We start from the raw sequence: 17,257 nt of genomic DNA on the forward strand, positions 1-17,257 counted from the left end.
GAGTGATGCTGACGTTAGAAAAAAGCAAACAGAGCAAGAGTGGAAGTACCGTACAACGCAGTCGATGCTTCTTCATAATCAGGTGTTTTAGCCGTAAATGTTAGGCTAAAACCTGCATTTTTGTTATACCAGACAACCCCTAATACCGCGCTTGATTGCCAATTCTCAAGTGTCGATGGATAGTTTTCTGGATCGGGAATATTAGGTCGTTCACCTTCAATGGTAATGTCGTTAAATCGGTAACGGCCTTCAATGCCAGTAAATACAAACCAGGCTGTATTTGACGCGCCAATCATGCTTGGGCGAAAGGGGTGCTCGGTTGAAATACCAGCTGCGCCCATATTATTGCTAAGGTCGCGTCCCCAGCGCAACATTATCCCGCTGGCGATATCACTCCTAAACCCACCAATATTAACTTCGCTAACATTTGATATTTCAAACTCTGTGTTATTAAACTCAGAACTATCAAATAAGCTATTACGACTCAAGTTAAAGTGAGTGAGGTAACCAATACTACCAACCACTCCATCGTCTACTTGATATTCCCAGCCGTTTGGTTCATCAGAACCTGTGATGCTATGCACCAATTTTTGTGATTGCTCTGCCAGTGAACTTTCACCTGTGACGCCAAGTGTGATGTTAAATCGTTGTGTTTGTTGTGGACTCAGGCTGATGAAATTAAATTCACTATAAAAGTATCCAGCGTAAGGTCTATCGTTGGCGACTGGTTCCGAAGATTCAATATCTGAAGGGGTCCATATTTTATGACCTATCGCGAGCTGAAATTTATCTAAAGATGCAGCGCCCCATACAGACAGACTTAAAGGCGTCAGTATTGAAGGAACGCTGATGGCAGCAGAAGTATAAGCGACAAAAACACCGTTGCTGTAGTCTTGGTCAACGCCGAAAATACCATCATTATCGAAGGCGAATGTAATGGTTGGCTGCTCAGACGCCACCACACTTGATGAGGTCGCAGCTATTAATGCACAGAGTAACGGAAAGAGTAATGGAAAAAGTAATGCGAAGAGAGTGCGTAACTTCATTTTATCACCATCATTAATAACGTACTCTTAACCATAGCAGCGTATATGCCAACGTGAGGGATATAACCATGGCTCAGCGTTGGTTGTGTGGGGTGCTCAATAAAAATGTATAAAAACTGTCACATTTCTGAAATAGGATATACATAATTACTTGTTAGTTTATATCGGTCTTAAATTATAACTGAGTTGATAAAGCATGAGCAAAGATACATTTGATCCGACTAAATATAATAACAGTAACAATGAACCATTTGCGTCGGTAATGGAGAGAGAACTCTCTCGCCGCAGTATATTAAGAGCAGGCATGGGCATGGCTGCTGTTGGCATGCTAAGTGGTGTTGGTTTGGCGGGTTGTTCCAGTTCAGCGACTAATTCAACAGTGGTAACTGGCACTAAAGTTAAATTAGGTTTCGATTCTATTGCGGGTGTTAAACTTGATGCTGTCGCAGTACCAAAAGGTTACAGCGCGCAAGTGCTTGCACCTTGGGGTACGCCGCTAAATGATCTTGCTCAAGAGTGGCAAGTTGATGGCTCTAACAGCGCGATCGATCAAGCTAATTCATTAGGTATGCATCATGACGGTATGCATTACTTTCCGCTAAACGGTAGCTCTACCGATGGCTTGTTATGTATTAACCACGAATACATAGATCAAAAGGCATTACATCCAACCGGAACTGACTATAAGGGCTTACGTACAATTCTTGATGAAGTGCGCAAAGAGATTAATGCTCATGGTGTAACTGTGGTGCGTATTAAACAAACAAATGGTCGTTGGGATGTAGTGAAAAATGATAGTCATAATCGCCGCTTTACTGCTGCTACTACTATGGATATTAGTGGCCCTGTGGCTAATAAAACGCTACTTGAAACGCCTTTCTCTCCAAACGGTGACAAAGTACGTGGCACACTAAATAACTGCGGTAATGGTTATACACCGTGGGGTACTTACTTGACTTGCGAAGAAAACTGGCCGGGTTATTTTGTTAATACTGGCACCCAAGCGCCTGATCAGTCTCGTATCGGTATTGATGATAAAAACACGCGTTATGGCTGGGATGATTTAGCCGGTAATCGTGATGAAATTGATGATGAATTTACGCGTTTTGATATTACTGAAACGGGAAATAATGCCACTGAAGATTACCGTAATGAAGCTAATGGCCACGGTTATATTGTCGAAATAGACCCTTATAATAATCAGTCTAGTGCGACTAAACGTACCGCTCTGGGGCGTTTCCGTCATGAAGGTTGTGTGTTTGGACAAGTTGTTGAAGGCAAACCAATCGTATTTTATTCAGGCCATGATTCACGCTTTGAATATATTTATAAATTTGTGTCTGATGTACTTTGGGAACCCGCTGACGCGAATAGAACAGATCGTTTAACTGTCGGTGAAAAGTATATGGATCAAGGCACGTTATACGTTGCTCGATTCGATGATAGTGGCGTTGGTGTATGGTTACCATTAACCATGACTGCGGCGACTAAAGACCAAGGTGTATTGGCTGATCACTTTACTAGTCTGGCTGGCATTATTTTAAATACCGCAGGCGCTGCCGATTTAGTTGGCGCGACACCTATGGATCGTCCTGAGTGGGCAGCGGTAGATCCGGTTAATGGCGCGGTTTACATGACCTTGACCAATAATACTAAACGTACCAGGGAAACCAACGTTGCTAACCCAAGATTAAATAACAGCACGGGTCATATTATTCGTTGGCAAGAAGGCGATAATGCTGAATTATTTAGCTGGGATATCTTCGTGTTTGGTGCCGCTGAAGATGCTGTTCCAGAAGTGAATATTTCAGGATTGGCAGAACTAAACCAATTCGCCAGTCCAGATGGCTTAGCATTTGATGCGCGTGGCATCATGTGGATGCAAACCGATAATGGCGCACCGGAATTGACCGAGTACACCAATGATCAGATGTTGGCTGTAATACCAAGTCAGTTAACCACGAATTCGGGCGATCTTGATACCATTAACAGTGATAACCAGGCGGCGCTAAAACGTTTCTTCGTTGGCCCTAATGGCGCAGAAGTAACGGGCTTAGCCTTTAGTCCAGCACAAACGGATCTGTTCTTGAACGTTCAGCATCCATCTAACTGGCCGTATAGCAGCGATGCGACGATGGCAACACCGCGTAATAAAACGGTTCGACCGCGCGCCGCAACTGTAATTATTCGTAAAAATGACGGTGGTGAGATTGGGGTTTAACTAACCCTGCACTTGTTGTTGCAGTACCTTTTATAACAACACTCTGTATAGCAAACAATATAACCAGCCTTCGGGCTGGTTATATTGTTTGTTACGTCTGATTTACGGTAGGATAGCGTTATAAATATTAAGAATCTAACCGCGGGCGCAAGATGACTAAAACAGAAAAGAAGATTGATAATAATTTATGTAAAGTGCTTACCGATGTTTGTGAAACGGCAAAGGACGACATTCAGGGTTTTCAATGGTTAACACATCAGGTTAATTACGCTAATTTTCCGGCATCGTTAAAGCTGACTTGTGTGTTTGATAGCAATGCTGATATTGCCCAGTTGACAGCATCGAAGCAAGACTTGCGTTTGCAAGGACTGTTAACGCAAGCACTTATGTCGATGGATGTAAAACTCAAAAATCCCAATAAACAGATCAAGTTTGATAGTGAAGAAAACTGTGCTCATGATAATGGCGGCAATTGGACTAAACGTTTAGCTTAGCGGCCGTTTTTCTGCACTGCTCGATTAAGCTGAACAGTGCAGACTAAGATGATGACAGCTGCTAGCATCAGCACCAAGCCTAAGTTATTTAAGATACCAGTGATGGCCAATGCCGCGCCTAAGAGCAAATAATAGAATAAGCCAAATACTGCGCCTGCAGATCCCGCGATATCTTTATATTGTGCGAGTGCGTGCGCAAGAATATTAGGGATGGCAATACCGTAGCTCATTACCACAATTAGCATAGGTGCTAATAACCAAACGCTGTCTTGGGTGAGGTAAACCCCTGCACTGCCTAACAATACTAAACAACAGGCTAAACGTAGTAATGACTGTGATGTATATTTCGCTTGCAGCAAACGTTTGTTAAGGATGCTACCGAGTAAACTGCCAAACGCTAATGCGATGCCAGTGTAACCAAATTCAATCGAGCTAAAATCGAGTTTGCTAAAGATAAATGGCGCGAGTGAATAATAGCTAAATAACACTAAATTAAACAGGGCGACCAAAATAGCGTTGTAACGAATGTTACTGTCTTTAAGCATTCGCATGAGTAAAGTAATTAGGTTAACTTTTACTATCTTGTCAGGGCGCGTTTCGGGCAATGCTTTAAGTGTCACTAAAAATAATAATATCGCCAGTATAAGTAACACTGAAAACACGCCCAAATGACCCGCGTACTCAGCGATAAAGCCACCTGATATTAAACCGATGACCGGACTCAGTGAGATCCCCATACCCATTAGCGTGAACACTTTAACTAAATCATTACCGTTATAGCTATCTCGCAGCATAGTTTGAGTCACGACTGAACCAACTGCTGCGCCAAATGCAGACGTAAATCGGGCCACCATCACCATATTAAAATCCGTGGCGACTAGCGCCAATATAGACCCTAACCCGTAAGTGCATAAGCCAATTAGTATAGTCGGTCGACGGCCAATTAGATCGGCGATACGTCCCCAAAAGATGACACCCAATGCAAATGCACTAAAGTAAATAGATAAGGTTTGCGTCGCGGTATGAATGCTGACATCGAAACTGTTTGCAAGGTGTGGCAATACCGGACTGTAGATGGTTTCGACAATTTGTGGAAACATCATTAAAGCCAATATAAGGCCGATGTGTGGTTTTTTGTTCATGCCATGCTTTCTCAGAATTATTAATATGTTGGCATTATAGTTATGATGGGATATTCGTATTACAAACATTAGAACAGTTAATATCAAAAATAGGACAGGCATGGCAAGTATTGCAGAAGGTCAGCAATTTAATGCGGATACGTTAACCAATCAGGTCATAGGTATCGCCACGGATATCGGTCAGCATGACTCGGGGATGCACAAGCATAATAAAGGTCAGTTATTATATGCACCCGTAGGTTGTATCAGTATTACCCTCGATGGCATGCAATCGGTATTACCACCGACACGTGCTGCTTGGATCCCGGCGGGGATGATGCACTGCGCGCGTATGCGTAATGTGGTGTCGTATCGTTCGTTATATTTCAGCACCGAGCTGGCGATGTTATTACCGACGACGATGTGCATTGTCGAAGTGAACGTATTATTACAAGCATTGATTGAACGTATGGCATTTTGGGATTGGGATAAACCGGAATTAGAACAAGCCAATACTCTAGCGTTATTTTGTGACGAACTGGCTGTGGCCCCTGTGCAGCAGTTACACCTACCGTTACCACAAGATCCACGATTACAAACATGGTTAACGGCGCTAATGGCAAATGACTTGCCTCCGCAACCACTAAACCAATTACAAACGGAGATTGGTGCTAGTGGTAAAACCATAAGTCGCATATTTTCTCGGGAAACTGGCATGCCTTATCAAGCGTGGCGGCAGCAATGGCGGTTGCTTAATGCCATCGAACGCTTAGCTGAAGGACAGCGTATTTCGACTGTTGCATTTGACTTAGACTTTACCAGTGACAGTGCATTTATTAGTTTTTTTCGCCAACATACTGGCTCAACACCGGCAAAATATCTACGCTATCATGAGCAGGGCTAATGTCGGGACCGCAATGACGAGGAGTTATGATGAAATGCGAGCAATATGATTACATTGAAATAGTATGTATGTATCAATACCCCATTAAATTAATCCTTAAATCGGGTTGTGAAATCGTGGGTGTCGGCGTCGATACTAAACGTAATGAGTCGAGGGAAGAGTGTATTAAGATGACGATTGATGGTGAGACAAGTCTTGTTGTTCTTGATACGATATTAACACTCGAAGTGCAGGTCGATAATCCACACTTTAAGAGTGTCACGTTTGATTAAACTAGCTTTGCAACAAAAAAGCCTTGTCTGCGATAACAAACAAGGCTGATGTTCAGATCATGTTAGTGACTATTACTGTTGTGACTATTAATTTTGTGAAGAATGCCGTTATAAATTAAATTTCCCTACCACATCTTTTAACTCGGTATTCATTACCCCAAGCTCTTTCGTAGTTGTTGCTGTATGTTCAGCATTACTTGAGAGTTCGCTAACGATGTGCTGTATTTCACTCATGTTACGCGTGACTTCATTACTTACTGTACTCTGTTCTTCTGCCGCTGAAGCGATCTGGATCGTCAGTTCACTAATAGTGGCAATCGCAACTTCCATACTGTCTAAATCTTGATTGACTTCTTGAGTATCGGTTGCAGTCGTTACACAGCGCTCTTTGGTTTTATCCATTGCTGTCACCACGGCATTAACACCGGAATTAAGCTTGGATAACATGGTATTAATTTCTGAGGTACTATTTTGTGTACGCGCTGCTAATGCTCTTACTTCATCTGCGACTACGGCAAACCCGCGACCTTGCTCGCCAGCTCGCGCTGCTTCAATGGCGGCATTTAGCGCCAGTAAGTTAGTTTGCTCAGCAATATCACCAATCACGGTTAATACCTTACTTATCTGTTGGGTATGCTGCGCCATGCTCTCAATATTGACTACAGTGTCTTCCACATCATCCAATAGTGTTTGAACATTATTTGATGCACGTATCACCGTTAGTTTTGATTGTGAAACTGCGTCGTGCATTTGCTGGGTAGAAGCGGCCGCATCAGCTGCATTGGTTGCCACAATAGTGGCTGTGGTACTCATTTCCTCCATCGCAGTCACCGCTTGTTCTGTTTCTTGCGCGTGGCTAATGACAATGTTATTGGTGATGTGAGTTTGTTCTTCTACTTGGGCTAGTGATCCCGATATTTTTATAGATGAATCATTCACCGATAACATTAAGGTATGTAAATAATTGATAAAGTTATTCACTGAATGACCAATATCACCGACTTCATCGTTTGCCTTGATCTCTACACGTGTAGTTAGATCGGCATTACCTTGTGAAAGCAAGTCGATGTTTTCACGTAATACGATAAGGCGTTGCGATAAACGTTTAAATGTAATGTAGCAAAAACAAATGATCGCCAACATAAGTGGCAGTTGGATTGCCGCTATGATTGATAAAATAACCGATTCATTCTCATGCAAAGAACTCACTGGCACGGCTAACGCGATTGACCATGGCGTATCTGTTAATGGTTGGAAATACAATGCGTACTCTTCACCATTATCTGCAGCATAACTAATATAGTTACTGTTATTTTGATTGTTTAAATTGTTGTTTACGGCATTAATAAACGCGGAGCGTGAAGCAAGTGAAGCGGTTGTCTTTAATAATAACTCACCTGACGTTGCCGAGGTATTATTCAGGATCTTGCCATCTTGTTCGACCACCAGAATATAACCGCCAAACTCTTGTTCTAGATCTTTCGCAAGTTGGTTAAAGAAACCAAGTGTGACGTCAATGGTTGCTGCACCATATAAACGACCGTCTTTATAGATACCCATACTACAGTTAGTACGCGCTTCGGGACTTGCAGAATCTTTATAGGCTGGTGCCCAAGCACAGCTGCCTTTCGGTGCATTTTGTCCGGCCTTATGCCAAGACTGCTCAAAATAATTTGGCGCTGCCGCAGTATTCCAATAATCATTACTGATAAGTTGGTTGTTACTATCGCGGTGGACAAAAGAACTGAATTTACGTACATCATCTTGACGTTGCTCTGGTAATGGCCAAATACCGCCACCGAATACATTACTATCACCATATTGATCAACCAAGGCTGGCAGGAGTTGATCTATTTGTTCACTCGATAACTCAGGAATAACTTGGGTAATATTTTTCTGCTGTGCTTCTACTTTACTCAGTTTAGTAAATACGTTTTCAGAGACTGTTTGTAATGACTTGCGGATAATGTCTTCCGAAGATTCGAGTAGTTGTGGTGAGACAAAGGTTTTAATACCAATAGTTGTTAACACCATAATTGCGAGCATAAACGCAATAAAGTAAGAAGAGTAAATGTTTTTAATCGAGGTCATGTATGACTGCCTTGTTATTCCATGATTGAAGCTAATCAGGTTATCGACCATAGGACGGGAATCACGAGGTTTTTTATTGATTATTTATAATTTAAAGTCTTACACTCGCTGATATATTGTCATTAAGGGTAAGACTTTAAATTACATTAATCGACAGTAGAGCGTACTTCACCATCGGTAAAACGAGTGAATAGTTTGTCGCCTGATTTCAGTTTCGCCACCGAGGTAATGACTTGTTGTTTGTCATTTTTGGTAATTGAATAACCACGTGTCAGGGTTGCCAATGGGCTGACTGTTTGCAGCTGCTGCACCAAGTTTTGTAGTTGGTTCTGTTCTTGCTGAAAACGGCGCTGCATGGCACTGTGTAAGCGCGTCTGCAAGTTGGCTTGCTGTTGCTGCATCGCAGTCAGTTTATGCACCGGAGAGCATGACTGTAAGCGACCCGTTAGTTGAGTTAAATGTAACTTCTGCTTAGCGATATGGCGATTTACCGCTTGGTTCAAGCGTAAATTCAGCTCATCAAGTTTTTGACTTTGTTGCTGCAACTTATGCTGTGGATGCTGGCTCATCAAAGATTGCTGTAAGTAGCGCTGTTGATGTTGTTTTCTTGCTAGCTGGTTTTGTATGGCCTTGTTTAAACGGTTGCTAAGGTTCGTTACCTGCTGCTGTAAATGGGCTTGGTCTTGGCTGACCAATTCAGCAGCTGCAGAAGGCGTCGGTGCACGCATATCGGCGACGAAATCGGCGATAGTGACGTCGATCTCGTGGCCAACGGCGCTGATAATCGGTAATTGGCTGTTAAAAATAGCCTGTGCCACACTGGCTTCATTAAAGCACCATAAGTCTTCTAACGAACCACCACCACGACCGACAATTAACAGGTCGACCTCGTTACGCTGATTGGCAATATTAATAGCATTGACAATCGCTGGTGCTGCTTGTGCACCTTGCACTAATGTCGGATAGATGATCACCGGTAAATTAGGGCTACGACGTTCAAGCACGGTAAGGATATCGTGTACCGCAGCACCAGTTGCTGAAGTAATGATGCCAATTTTTTTCGCATGTAGCGGCAGTGGCTTTTTATGCGCTTGGGAAAAATAACCTTGGGCATCTAACGAGGCTTTTAGTTGCTCGTACTGTTGTTGTAATAAACCATCGCCTGCGGGGCTTAAAGATTCAATGACTAATTGATATTCACCGCGGGGTTCGTACATAGTGACACGTACTTTGGCTAATACTTGTTGACCGTTGGCTGGGCGAAATGTCACCCGACGGTTGTTGCCTTTGAACATCGCGCAGCGCACTTGTGAGCGACTATCTTTAAGGGATAGATACCAATGCCCTGAAGCGGGCGCAACGAAATTGGAGATTTCACCGGTTAACCACAAGGTGCCCATCTCTGATTCGATCAATTGCCTAACGCTGGCGTTTAAGTGAGTTACGGTATAAATATTTGGATTGTTCAAAATAGGGCTCTCTCAGCGTTAGTTGTTCAGTTAGATGAACTTTTATCAGTTATCTGTATAAAATAATATCGGCATATTGTAGCAGATTTGCTTTTTAATGGGCATAAAGATCAATCAAAATGAGAAAAGGTTGAAATATAATTTGCTTTTAGCTCAAACCATCCATATACTTCGTCCGCAATATTTGTACCAATTATGTCGTCCATTTTATACCTTTACAAGGTGAGATATTGCCCATGCTAAGAATTGCCAAAGAAGCCCTTACCTTTGATGACGTACTGCTTGTACCTGCTCATTCAACTGTTCTACCGAACGATGCTAACCTAAAAACTCAACTAACGAAAAAAATCTCGTTAAACATACCTATGCTTGCTGCTGCGATGGACACAGTAACTGAAGGTCGTTTAGCGATTGCGCTAGCTGAAGAAGGTGGTATTGGTTTTATTCACAAGAACATGTCAATCGAGCGTCAAGCTGCTGAAGTACGTTTAGTTAAAAAATATGTAAGTGGTATTGTTGCTGAGCCCGTTACTGTAAAACCTGATATGACTATTGCTGATGTAGCTGAACTAGCTAAGCAATACGGTTTTGCTGGCTTTCCTGTAGTAACCGAAGCCAATGACCTAGTGGGTATCATTACTGGTCGTGATGTACGTTTTGTAGATGATTTAACTGCCCTAGTTGAATCAGTGATGACACCGAAAGATCGTTTAGTGACTGTAGGTCAAAAGTCTTCTCGTGAAGAAGTACTTGGTCTGATGCACAAACACCGTATTGAAAAAGTACTTGCGGTAAACGTAGACTTTAAACTTACGGGTATGATCACGGTTAAAGATTTTAAACAAGCAGAGAAAAAACCCAATGCATGTAAAGACGAATTAGGTCGTTTACGTGTAGGTGCTGCTGTAGGCGCTGGTGGTTCAACTGCTGAACGTATCGACGCATTAGTAGAAGCTGGTGTTGATGTATTATTAATTGATTCATCTCACGGCCATTCTCAAGGTGTTCTAAACCGTATTAAAGAAACACGCGCTGCATACCCTGATTTAGAAATCGTTGGTGGTAACGTAGCAACTGGCGCTGGTGCTCTGGCATTAGTAGAAGCCGGCGTTAGCTGTGTTAAAGTTGGTATCGGCCCTGGTTCAATCTGTACTACACGTATCGTTACTGGTGTTGGAGTGCCACAAATTACAGCAATCAATGACGCTGTAACGGCATTAGAAGGTACTGGTATTCCAGTTATCGCTGATGGTGGTATCCGTTTCTCTGGTGATATCGCGAAAGCACTTGCTGCTGGTGCATCATGTGTAATGGTTGGTTCTATGTTCGCTGGTACTGAAGAAGCACCAGGTGAAGTTGAACTTTACCAAGGTCGTGCATACAAGTCATACCGTGGTATGGGTTCATTAGGCGCTATGTCTAAGGGTTCATCTGACCGTTACTTCCAATCAGAAAACGCTGCTGACAAATTAGTACCAGAAGGTATTGAAGGCCGTGTTCCTTATAAAGGCAAATTGAAAGAAATCATCCATCAACAAATGGGTGGCATTCGTTCTTCAATGGGTCTAACTGGTTGTGCAACTATCCATGACATGAACACGAAAGCTGAATTCGTTCGTATCACGGGTTCTGGTATCACAGAAAGCCATGTTCATGATGTTATCATGACTAAAGAAGCGCCAAACTACCGTTCAAACTAAGTTAGTTTTAGCAAAATAGATAGTTCGAAACTGATAATTCAAGGGGAGACAAATGTCTCCTCTTGCTATTATTATAAACATAACAACTAAATATATTTACAGGAATATCTTTAATGACCACAAATATTCATGAGCAAAAAATCCTAATCTTGGACTTTGGTTCTCAATATACGCAGTTAATCGCTCGTCGTATCCGTGAAATCGGTGTTTACTGTGAATTATGGACATGGGATGTAGATGAAGCGGCAATCCGTGAATTCAATCCAAACGGTATTATCCTTGCTGGTGGCCCAGAAAGCGTAACTGAAGCGGGTTCACCTCGTGCACCTGAATATGTATTCAATGCAGGCGTACCTGTATTGGGTATCTGTTACGGTATGCAAACAATGTCTGAGCAACTTGGTGGCAAAGTCATCAAAGGTACTGGCGAAGGCGAATTTGGTTATGCACAAATCGAAATGCAAGCGCCTTCTGCGCTATTCAACTCTATCGAAGATGCAGTATCTGAATCAGGTAAAGCACTATTAGACGTATGGATGAGCCACGGTGATAAAGTTTCTGCTATTCCAGAAGGCTTTGTAACAGTTGCTAATACAGCGACTTGTCAGTTTGCTGCGATGGCAAACGAAGAAAAACGTTTTTATGGCGTTCAGTTCCACCCAGAAGTAACACATACTCGTCAAGGTGAGCGTATGCTTGCTCACTTTGCAAAAGACATTTGTGGCTGTGATGGACTTTGGACTTCAACGTCAATCATTGATGATGCGATTGCACGTATGAAAGCGCAAATCGGCGATGATGAAGTTATCCTAGGTTTATCTGGTGGTGTTGATTCATCTGTTGTTGCTATGTTATTACAACGCGCAATTGGCGATAAGCTAACATGTGTATTCGTTGATAACGGTCTACTTCGTTTAAACGAAGGCCAGCAAGTAATGGACATGTTTGGTGATCGTTTTGGTCTGAAAATTGTTCATGTTAAAGCTGAAAACCGTTTCCTAGAGCAAATGGCTGGCGAAAGTGATCCTGAAGCTAAACGTAAAATCATTGGTCGTGTATTTGTTGAAATCTTTGATGAAGAATCTAAGAAATTAACCAATGCTCGCTGGTTAGCGCAAGGTACTATCTACCCTGACGTTATCGAATCTGCTGCGACTAAGAATGGTAAAGCACACGTGATTAAATCACACCATAACGTAGGTGGTTTACCTGACGATATGGAAATGGGTCTTGTTGAACCATTACGTGAATTATTTAAAGATGAAGTGCGTAAGATTGGTCTTGAATTAGGTCTACCATACGACATGCTTTACCGTCACCCATTCCCTGGACCTGGTCTAGGTGTGCGTGTACTTGGCGAAGTGAAGAAAGAATATTGCGACCTATTACGTCGTGCAGACGCTATCTTCATTGAAGAATTACACAAAGCGGAACTTTACCATAAAGTAAGCCAAGCATTTGTTGTATTCTTACCAGTACGTTCTGTTGGCGTAATGGGCGATTGCCGTAAGTATGATTGGGTTGTATCACTACGTTGTGTTGAAACAATTGACTTTATGACTGCGCGTTGGTCACATCTTCCGTATGATTTAATCGGTCATGTATCAAACCGTATTATCAACGAAATTGATGGTATTTCTCGTGTTGTTTACGATGTATCTGGTAAGCCACCTGCAACAATTGAGTGGGAATAATCGCTAATTAAGCGAGAGTTTAACGCTAGCTAAGCAGTAGATAAATATTGAAAAACAGCGCTTGCTGTTAAAGCCGTTCACTTAAGGTGAGCGGCTTTTTTATTTCTGGCGTAGCATTACGTCTAGCTGAATACCGGCTAAGGTTCGTGAGTTCACATATTCTATATTTTCTATTCCCTTGATTATATAGGCTTATCTCCTGAATTTAATGTAAACATCTCCCTGACTGTGATACTTATCATCTAAAGTCATTAATCCACGCTTACCAATTGTGATTTTTATCAACAAAACCACCATCTCTGTTTTTCTAATCCATCGATCTACGCCTTCAATTTTATTATGCAAGGATGATTGATTTATATAGATATTTTCTTATTCTACAGTCCTCCAGCATTAACTATTATTTATAATAAATGGATGTAACAATGACTAATATTAATACCCTGTTCAAACGTTCTTATTTAACCAAGTCGATTATTGCGGTTATGGCTTCTTCTTTACTTTTTGGCTGTAATTCATCTTCGGATGATAACTATACTGCACCTGTTAAAGACTCCGAGTACAAAGTCTATTTTAAGTCAGCCACAGATAACTATGCGAATGCCAGTTTATACGTATGGAATGATAGTACTTGTGGAGCTTATGCTGGCAGTAATCCGGATGCTGGGGATTGGAATAAAGGGCTTAAACCGGATGGTAAAGATCCTGAATTTGGTATTTATTGGTCATTAGATGCGGATCAACAAGAAGCATCGCAATGTGTTAATTTTATTCCGCGGATAGGGGATGATAATAGTAAACCGTTAGGGGAGTTCAATCCCAAATTACAGCTAACCCAGACCAATGACAAAGATGAAATCTTTACTCAAGAGGGAGTGGGCGCTGTTTACCCAGAACTGATCACAACTGGTGATGTACCTGCAAATCATGCTCGGATATACATGAACACGCTTGATGGCGACAGTAATGATTTTAGGCTGCATGTATGGAATGAAGGAGAGTGCAGCAATTTAGACGGTAGTGATTCTGCTTGGCCAGGCCTTGAATCTACCGGAGTCAGCGATACTTATGGTGTTTACTGGGATATTCCTGTTAACGGTACAGATAACTGCCTTAATATCATCGCTAATACCAAGAGTAATGGCGACTTTCAAAGCGCTAACCTTAAATTTGAATTTGATAGCTCTACGGCAATAGGTAATATAGGTTTCATTTTTAAGGGCTCCGATAAAGTCTATTATGATGCATTAGCAAATAAACCAGCGAATATCATTGAGCAGTCGGGTGCAAGTGCTATTTTTTCTAGTGATAAAGTGCTATTAATCAACAGCAAATCAGCCACTAAGGTTGAATTATATTACGCTAAAAATGCGGGTATGACGTTTGATAGTGCGACCAAAAAAATCACTGCGGCAGATAGCGTGATTAGCAGCGACGCAAGAAGTGCATCTGAAGAGTGGCAAGGTTCGGAAAATAAACCGCATTTAGCGCAGGATTTTATCGCCTTTGACCTCGATTTTACAAAGGCGAGTATCAGTTTAAAAGAAGCGTTGAAAGGCCAATTGATTTTAGTCGCTTCCGATGCTTCAGGGGTGATTAAAGTCACCGAAGTGCAAACTGCGAGTGCGTTAGATGCACTTTATGCCTCTCAAGCGCTAACCGAAAAATTTGGTGCGATAATCAACTCTAGTGGTACTACTTTCCGCTTATGGGCACCAACATCGCAATCAGTTAGTTTAGTTCCTTATAGTGAAAGTAAGGTCGAAGGTACAAAAATACCGATGACCTTTGACCAAGATTCCGGTAGTTGGGTTGCAGAAAATACAGCACTCGCACACGGTGATTTTTACAAGTATGAAGTGACCGTTTATCATCCCGCGACAGACAAAATAGAAACCTATCAAGTAACTGACCCTTACTCATTAAGCCTTTCAACTAACTCTGAACTGAGTCAAGTTATTGATTTAAAAAATGCAGCCGTTACCCCTGCTGGTTGGGATGAGTTAAAAGCGCCGCATGCGCAAAACAATCCTGCTGAGTTTATTTTATATGAAGCACATGTTCGTGATTTTTCTGCATTAGATACATCCACCCCGCAAGCAAGTCGAGGCAAGTATTCAGCTTTTGGTCAACGTGATTCTGCTCCGGTTAAGCATTTAAAATCATTAGCTGATTCGGGTGTTTCCCATCTACATTTATTACCAGTATTTGATATAGCCACCATCAATGAAGATAGCTCGCAGGTGGCGAATATTGATGAACCTTTCTCTAAATTATGTACGCTAAAACCTGAGATCAAAGATGATGCTGCGTTTGCGGACTATTGCAGCAGTAGTGAAACAATTGAATCTGTGTTTGAGCAGTTATTACCAAGTGATTCACCGACTAATGCAGTTGTTCAACGTTTGAATACTTATGTTCGAGATGTGGATGGTTTCAATTGGGGTTACGACCCATTTCATTACACTGTGCCAGAAGGATCATACTCCAGTAACCCTGATGGTATGACGCGAATTAAAGAGTTTCGTGAAATGGTCATGGCGGTTAAAAATGATATCGGTATGAATGTGGTGATGGACATTGTGTATAACCACACCAATGAAGCGGGTGTCAGTGACAAGTCAGTGTTAGACCGTATTGTACCTTGGTACTACCAGCGTTTAAATGAACTCTCTGGTGATGTCGAAAACTCAACATGTTGTTCAAACACCGCGCCGGAAAATGCGATGATGGGTAAATTGATTTCAGACTCGCTGGTAGTTTGGGCTGAAGATTACAAAGTTGATGCGTTCCGCTGGGATTTGATGGGGCATCATCCGAAAGCGCAGATCTTAGATTCACTCGCTGCAGTAACAGCCGTTGATCCTGATACCTACTTTTATGGCGAAGGTTGGAACTTTGGTGAGGTAGAGAATGACCGTCAATTTACTCAAGCAACGCAAGCCAATATGTATGGTACGGGTGTTGGTACATTCTCTGACCGCCTCCGAGATTCTGTCCGTGGTGGTGGTCCATTTGATTCCGAAATAGGGTTACGAGAAGGCCAAGGTTTTGGTAACGGTGCATATGTATTAGCCAATGAGCAAAATAAAGTCACTAAAGAAATAGCATTACATTTAGCTGATTTAACACGCTTAGGCATGGCTGGGAATTTAGCTGATTACCCATTTGTTGATAGTAAAGATAGCAGCATCATAGGGTCAGGCTTAGATTACAATGGTCAAGCTGCGGGCTATGCCAAAGATGCATGGGAAGTGCAAAATTACGTATCAAAACACGATAATCAAACATTATGGGATAATAACCAATACAAGATTGGCTATGAGGTAAAAACTGAAACACGTGTTCGTATGCAAGCGGTATCACTGGCTACGGCAATGTTAGGTCAAGGTGTGCCGTTTACCCACATGGGCAGTGAGTTATTGAGATCTAAATCAATGCAGCGTGATTCTTATGATTCAGGCGATTGGTATAACCGTGTTGATTTTACCGCGCAAGATAATAATTGGGATGTCGGTTTACCACGTGAAGACAAAGATGGTAGTAATTGGAAAGTCATTCAAGACGTTATTGATACTTCAGCTGAAAATACCATACCAACGCTTGATAATATCAACGATATGAAGTCATTTTATGAAGAGTTTGCTTCATTACGCGCTTCTTCTGGTCTATTGACTTTAGGCCATGGTGACGAGATTATTAAACGTGTTAAATTTCATAATACTGGCAGTGCACAAACGGTTGGTGTCATTGTCATGAGTATTGATAATAGTGGGGCTAACTACAACGCTACTATTGATAAGGATCGTGATGGTTTAGTGGTTGTGATTAACGCGACTCCAGCAGCAATCGAAGGTTTTCAAAATTTTGATGCCGAAGGTTATACCTTACATTCGATTCAAACAACCAAAGGTAGTCAATCTATTGCCCAAAATGGTGTTGATATATCGAGTATAACCAACAATAAAATTAATACCCCAGCGTGGTCTGTGGCTGTATTTGAAAAAGTACATCCTTAACCAGAAAGGCGGTGCGTCTGATTGTTGATGAGGCGTACCATCAATCATTATGGGGTGGTGCTTGTTACCATTCACCGTCATTTAAGGCAGCGCTAAGCGCTGCTTTTTTTATAAAATTGAGTTTAGACTTAAGGACTTGATTTTATGATTCTACCCTCGAATAAATTCAATTATGACATTTACTTGCCAGTAATCCGCTAGTGTTTGTGTTGTTCTTAGTATGATC

Annotated in this window: 11 protein-coding genes; 7 read left to right on the forward strand and 4 right to left on the reverse strand. The window is 41.9% G+C overall.

Going from position 1 to position 17,257, the window contains the following annotated elements; translation table 11 throughout:
* Positions 1-14: 14 nt before the first annotated feature.
* Positions 15-1,046, reverse strand: coding sequence for a lipid A deacylase LpxR family protein (locus CXF93_RS20940; protein WP_101064441.1), 1,032 nt, complete (start codon positions 1,044-1,046; stop codon positions 15-17).
* Between the two features lie 196 nt (positions 1,047-1,242).
* On the opposite strand from CXF93_RS20940, the gene CXF93_RS20945 reads away from it, so the two are divergent.
* A complete protein-coding gene (locus CXF93_RS20945; protein WP_101064442.1) occupies positions 1,243-3,267 on the forward strand; it encodes a PhoX family phosphatase in 2,025 nt (674 codons plus the stop codon).
* A 152-nt stretch (positions 3,268-3,419) separates the two neighbouring features.
* On the forward strand, positions 3,420-3,761 hold the full coding sequence (locus CXF93_RS20950) for a Fis family transcriptional regulator (protein ID WP_101064443.1): 342 nt from the start codon (positions 3,420-3,422) through the stop codon (positions 3,759-3,761).
* On the opposite strand, the gene CXF93_RS20955 is transcribed toward CXF93_RS20950, so the two are convergent.
* On the reverse strand, positions 3,758-4,903 hold the full coding sequence (locus tag CXF93_RS20955; protein WP_101064444.1) for a multidrug effflux MFS transporter: 1,146 nt from the start codon (positions 4,901-4,903) through the stop codon (positions 3,758-3,760). The genes CXF93_RS20950 and CXF93_RS20955 overlap by 4 nt on opposite strands.
* 100 nt (positions 4,904-5,003) lie before the next feature.
* Here CXF93_RS20955 and CXF93_RS20960 point away from each other — a divergent pair, with 100 nt between their 5' ends.
* The gene (locus CXF93_RS20960; protein WP_101064445.1) at positions 5,004-5,786 is read left to right on the forward strand and encodes a helix-turn-helix transcriptional regulator; all 783 of its coding nucleotides are present in this window, start codon (positions 5,004-5,006) and stop codon (positions 5,784-5,786) included.
* Positions 5,787-5,812: 26 nt separating this feature from the next.
* Positions 5,813-6,058 (forward strand): Rho-binding antiterminator, encoded by a 246-nt coding sequence (locus CXF93_RS20965; protein WP_101064446.1) that lies wholly within the window; start codon positions 5,813-5,815, stop codon positions 6,056-6,058.
* Between the two features lie 108 nt (positions 6,059-6,166).
* On the opposite strand, the gene CXF93_RS20970 is transcribed toward CXF93_RS20965, so the two are convergent.
* Together CXF93_RS20970 and xseA are read right to left on the reverse strand one after the other, a co-directional pair.
* Positions 6,167-8,149 (reverse strand): methyl-accepting chemotaxis protein, encoded by a 1,983-nt coding sequence (locus tag CXF93_RS20970; protein WP_101064447.1) that lies wholly within the window; start codon positions 8,147-8,149, stop codon positions 6,167-6,169.
* Positions 8,150-8,295: 146 nt separating this feature from the next.
* Entirely contained in the window at positions 8,296-9,621 is a 1,326-nt protein-coding gene (gene xseA, locus CXF93_RS20975) for an exodeoxyribonuclease VII large subunit (protein WP_101064448.1), read from the reverse strand.
* A 233-nt stretch (positions 9,622-9,854) separates the two neighbouring features.
* Between xseA and guaB the strand changes: the two genes are divergently transcribed.
* From guaB to pulA, 3 genes are all read left to right on the forward strand, one after another.
* Positions 9,855-11,318, forward strand: a complete 1,464-nt coding sequence (gene guaB / locus CXF93_RS20980; RefSeq protein ID WP_101064449.1) for an IMP dehydrogenase — start codon at positions 9,855-9,857, stop codon at positions 11,316-11,318.
* A 113-nt stretch (positions 11,319-11,431) separates the two neighbouring features.
* On the forward strand, positions 11,432-13,012 hold the full coding sequence (guaA, locus tag CXF93_RS20985; protein ID WP_101064450.1) for a glutamine-hydrolyzing GMP synthase: 1,581 nt from the start codon (positions 11,432-11,434) through the stop codon (positions 13,010-13,012).
* Between the two features lie 425 nt (positions 13,013-13,437).
* Positions 13,438-17,031 (forward strand): pullulanase-type alpha-1,6-glucosidase, encoded by a 3,594-nt coding sequence (gene pulA, locus CXF93_RS20990; RefSeq protein WP_232784282.1) that lies wholly within the window; start codon positions 13,438-13,440, stop codon positions 17,029-17,031.
* The last annotated feature ends 226 nt before the right edge of the window (positions 17,032-17,257 follow it).

This window comes from Moritella sp. Urea-trap-13, assembly GCF_002836355.1.
Lineage (GTDB): Bacteria > Pseudomonadota > Gammaproteobacteria > Enterobacterales > Moritellaceae > Moritella.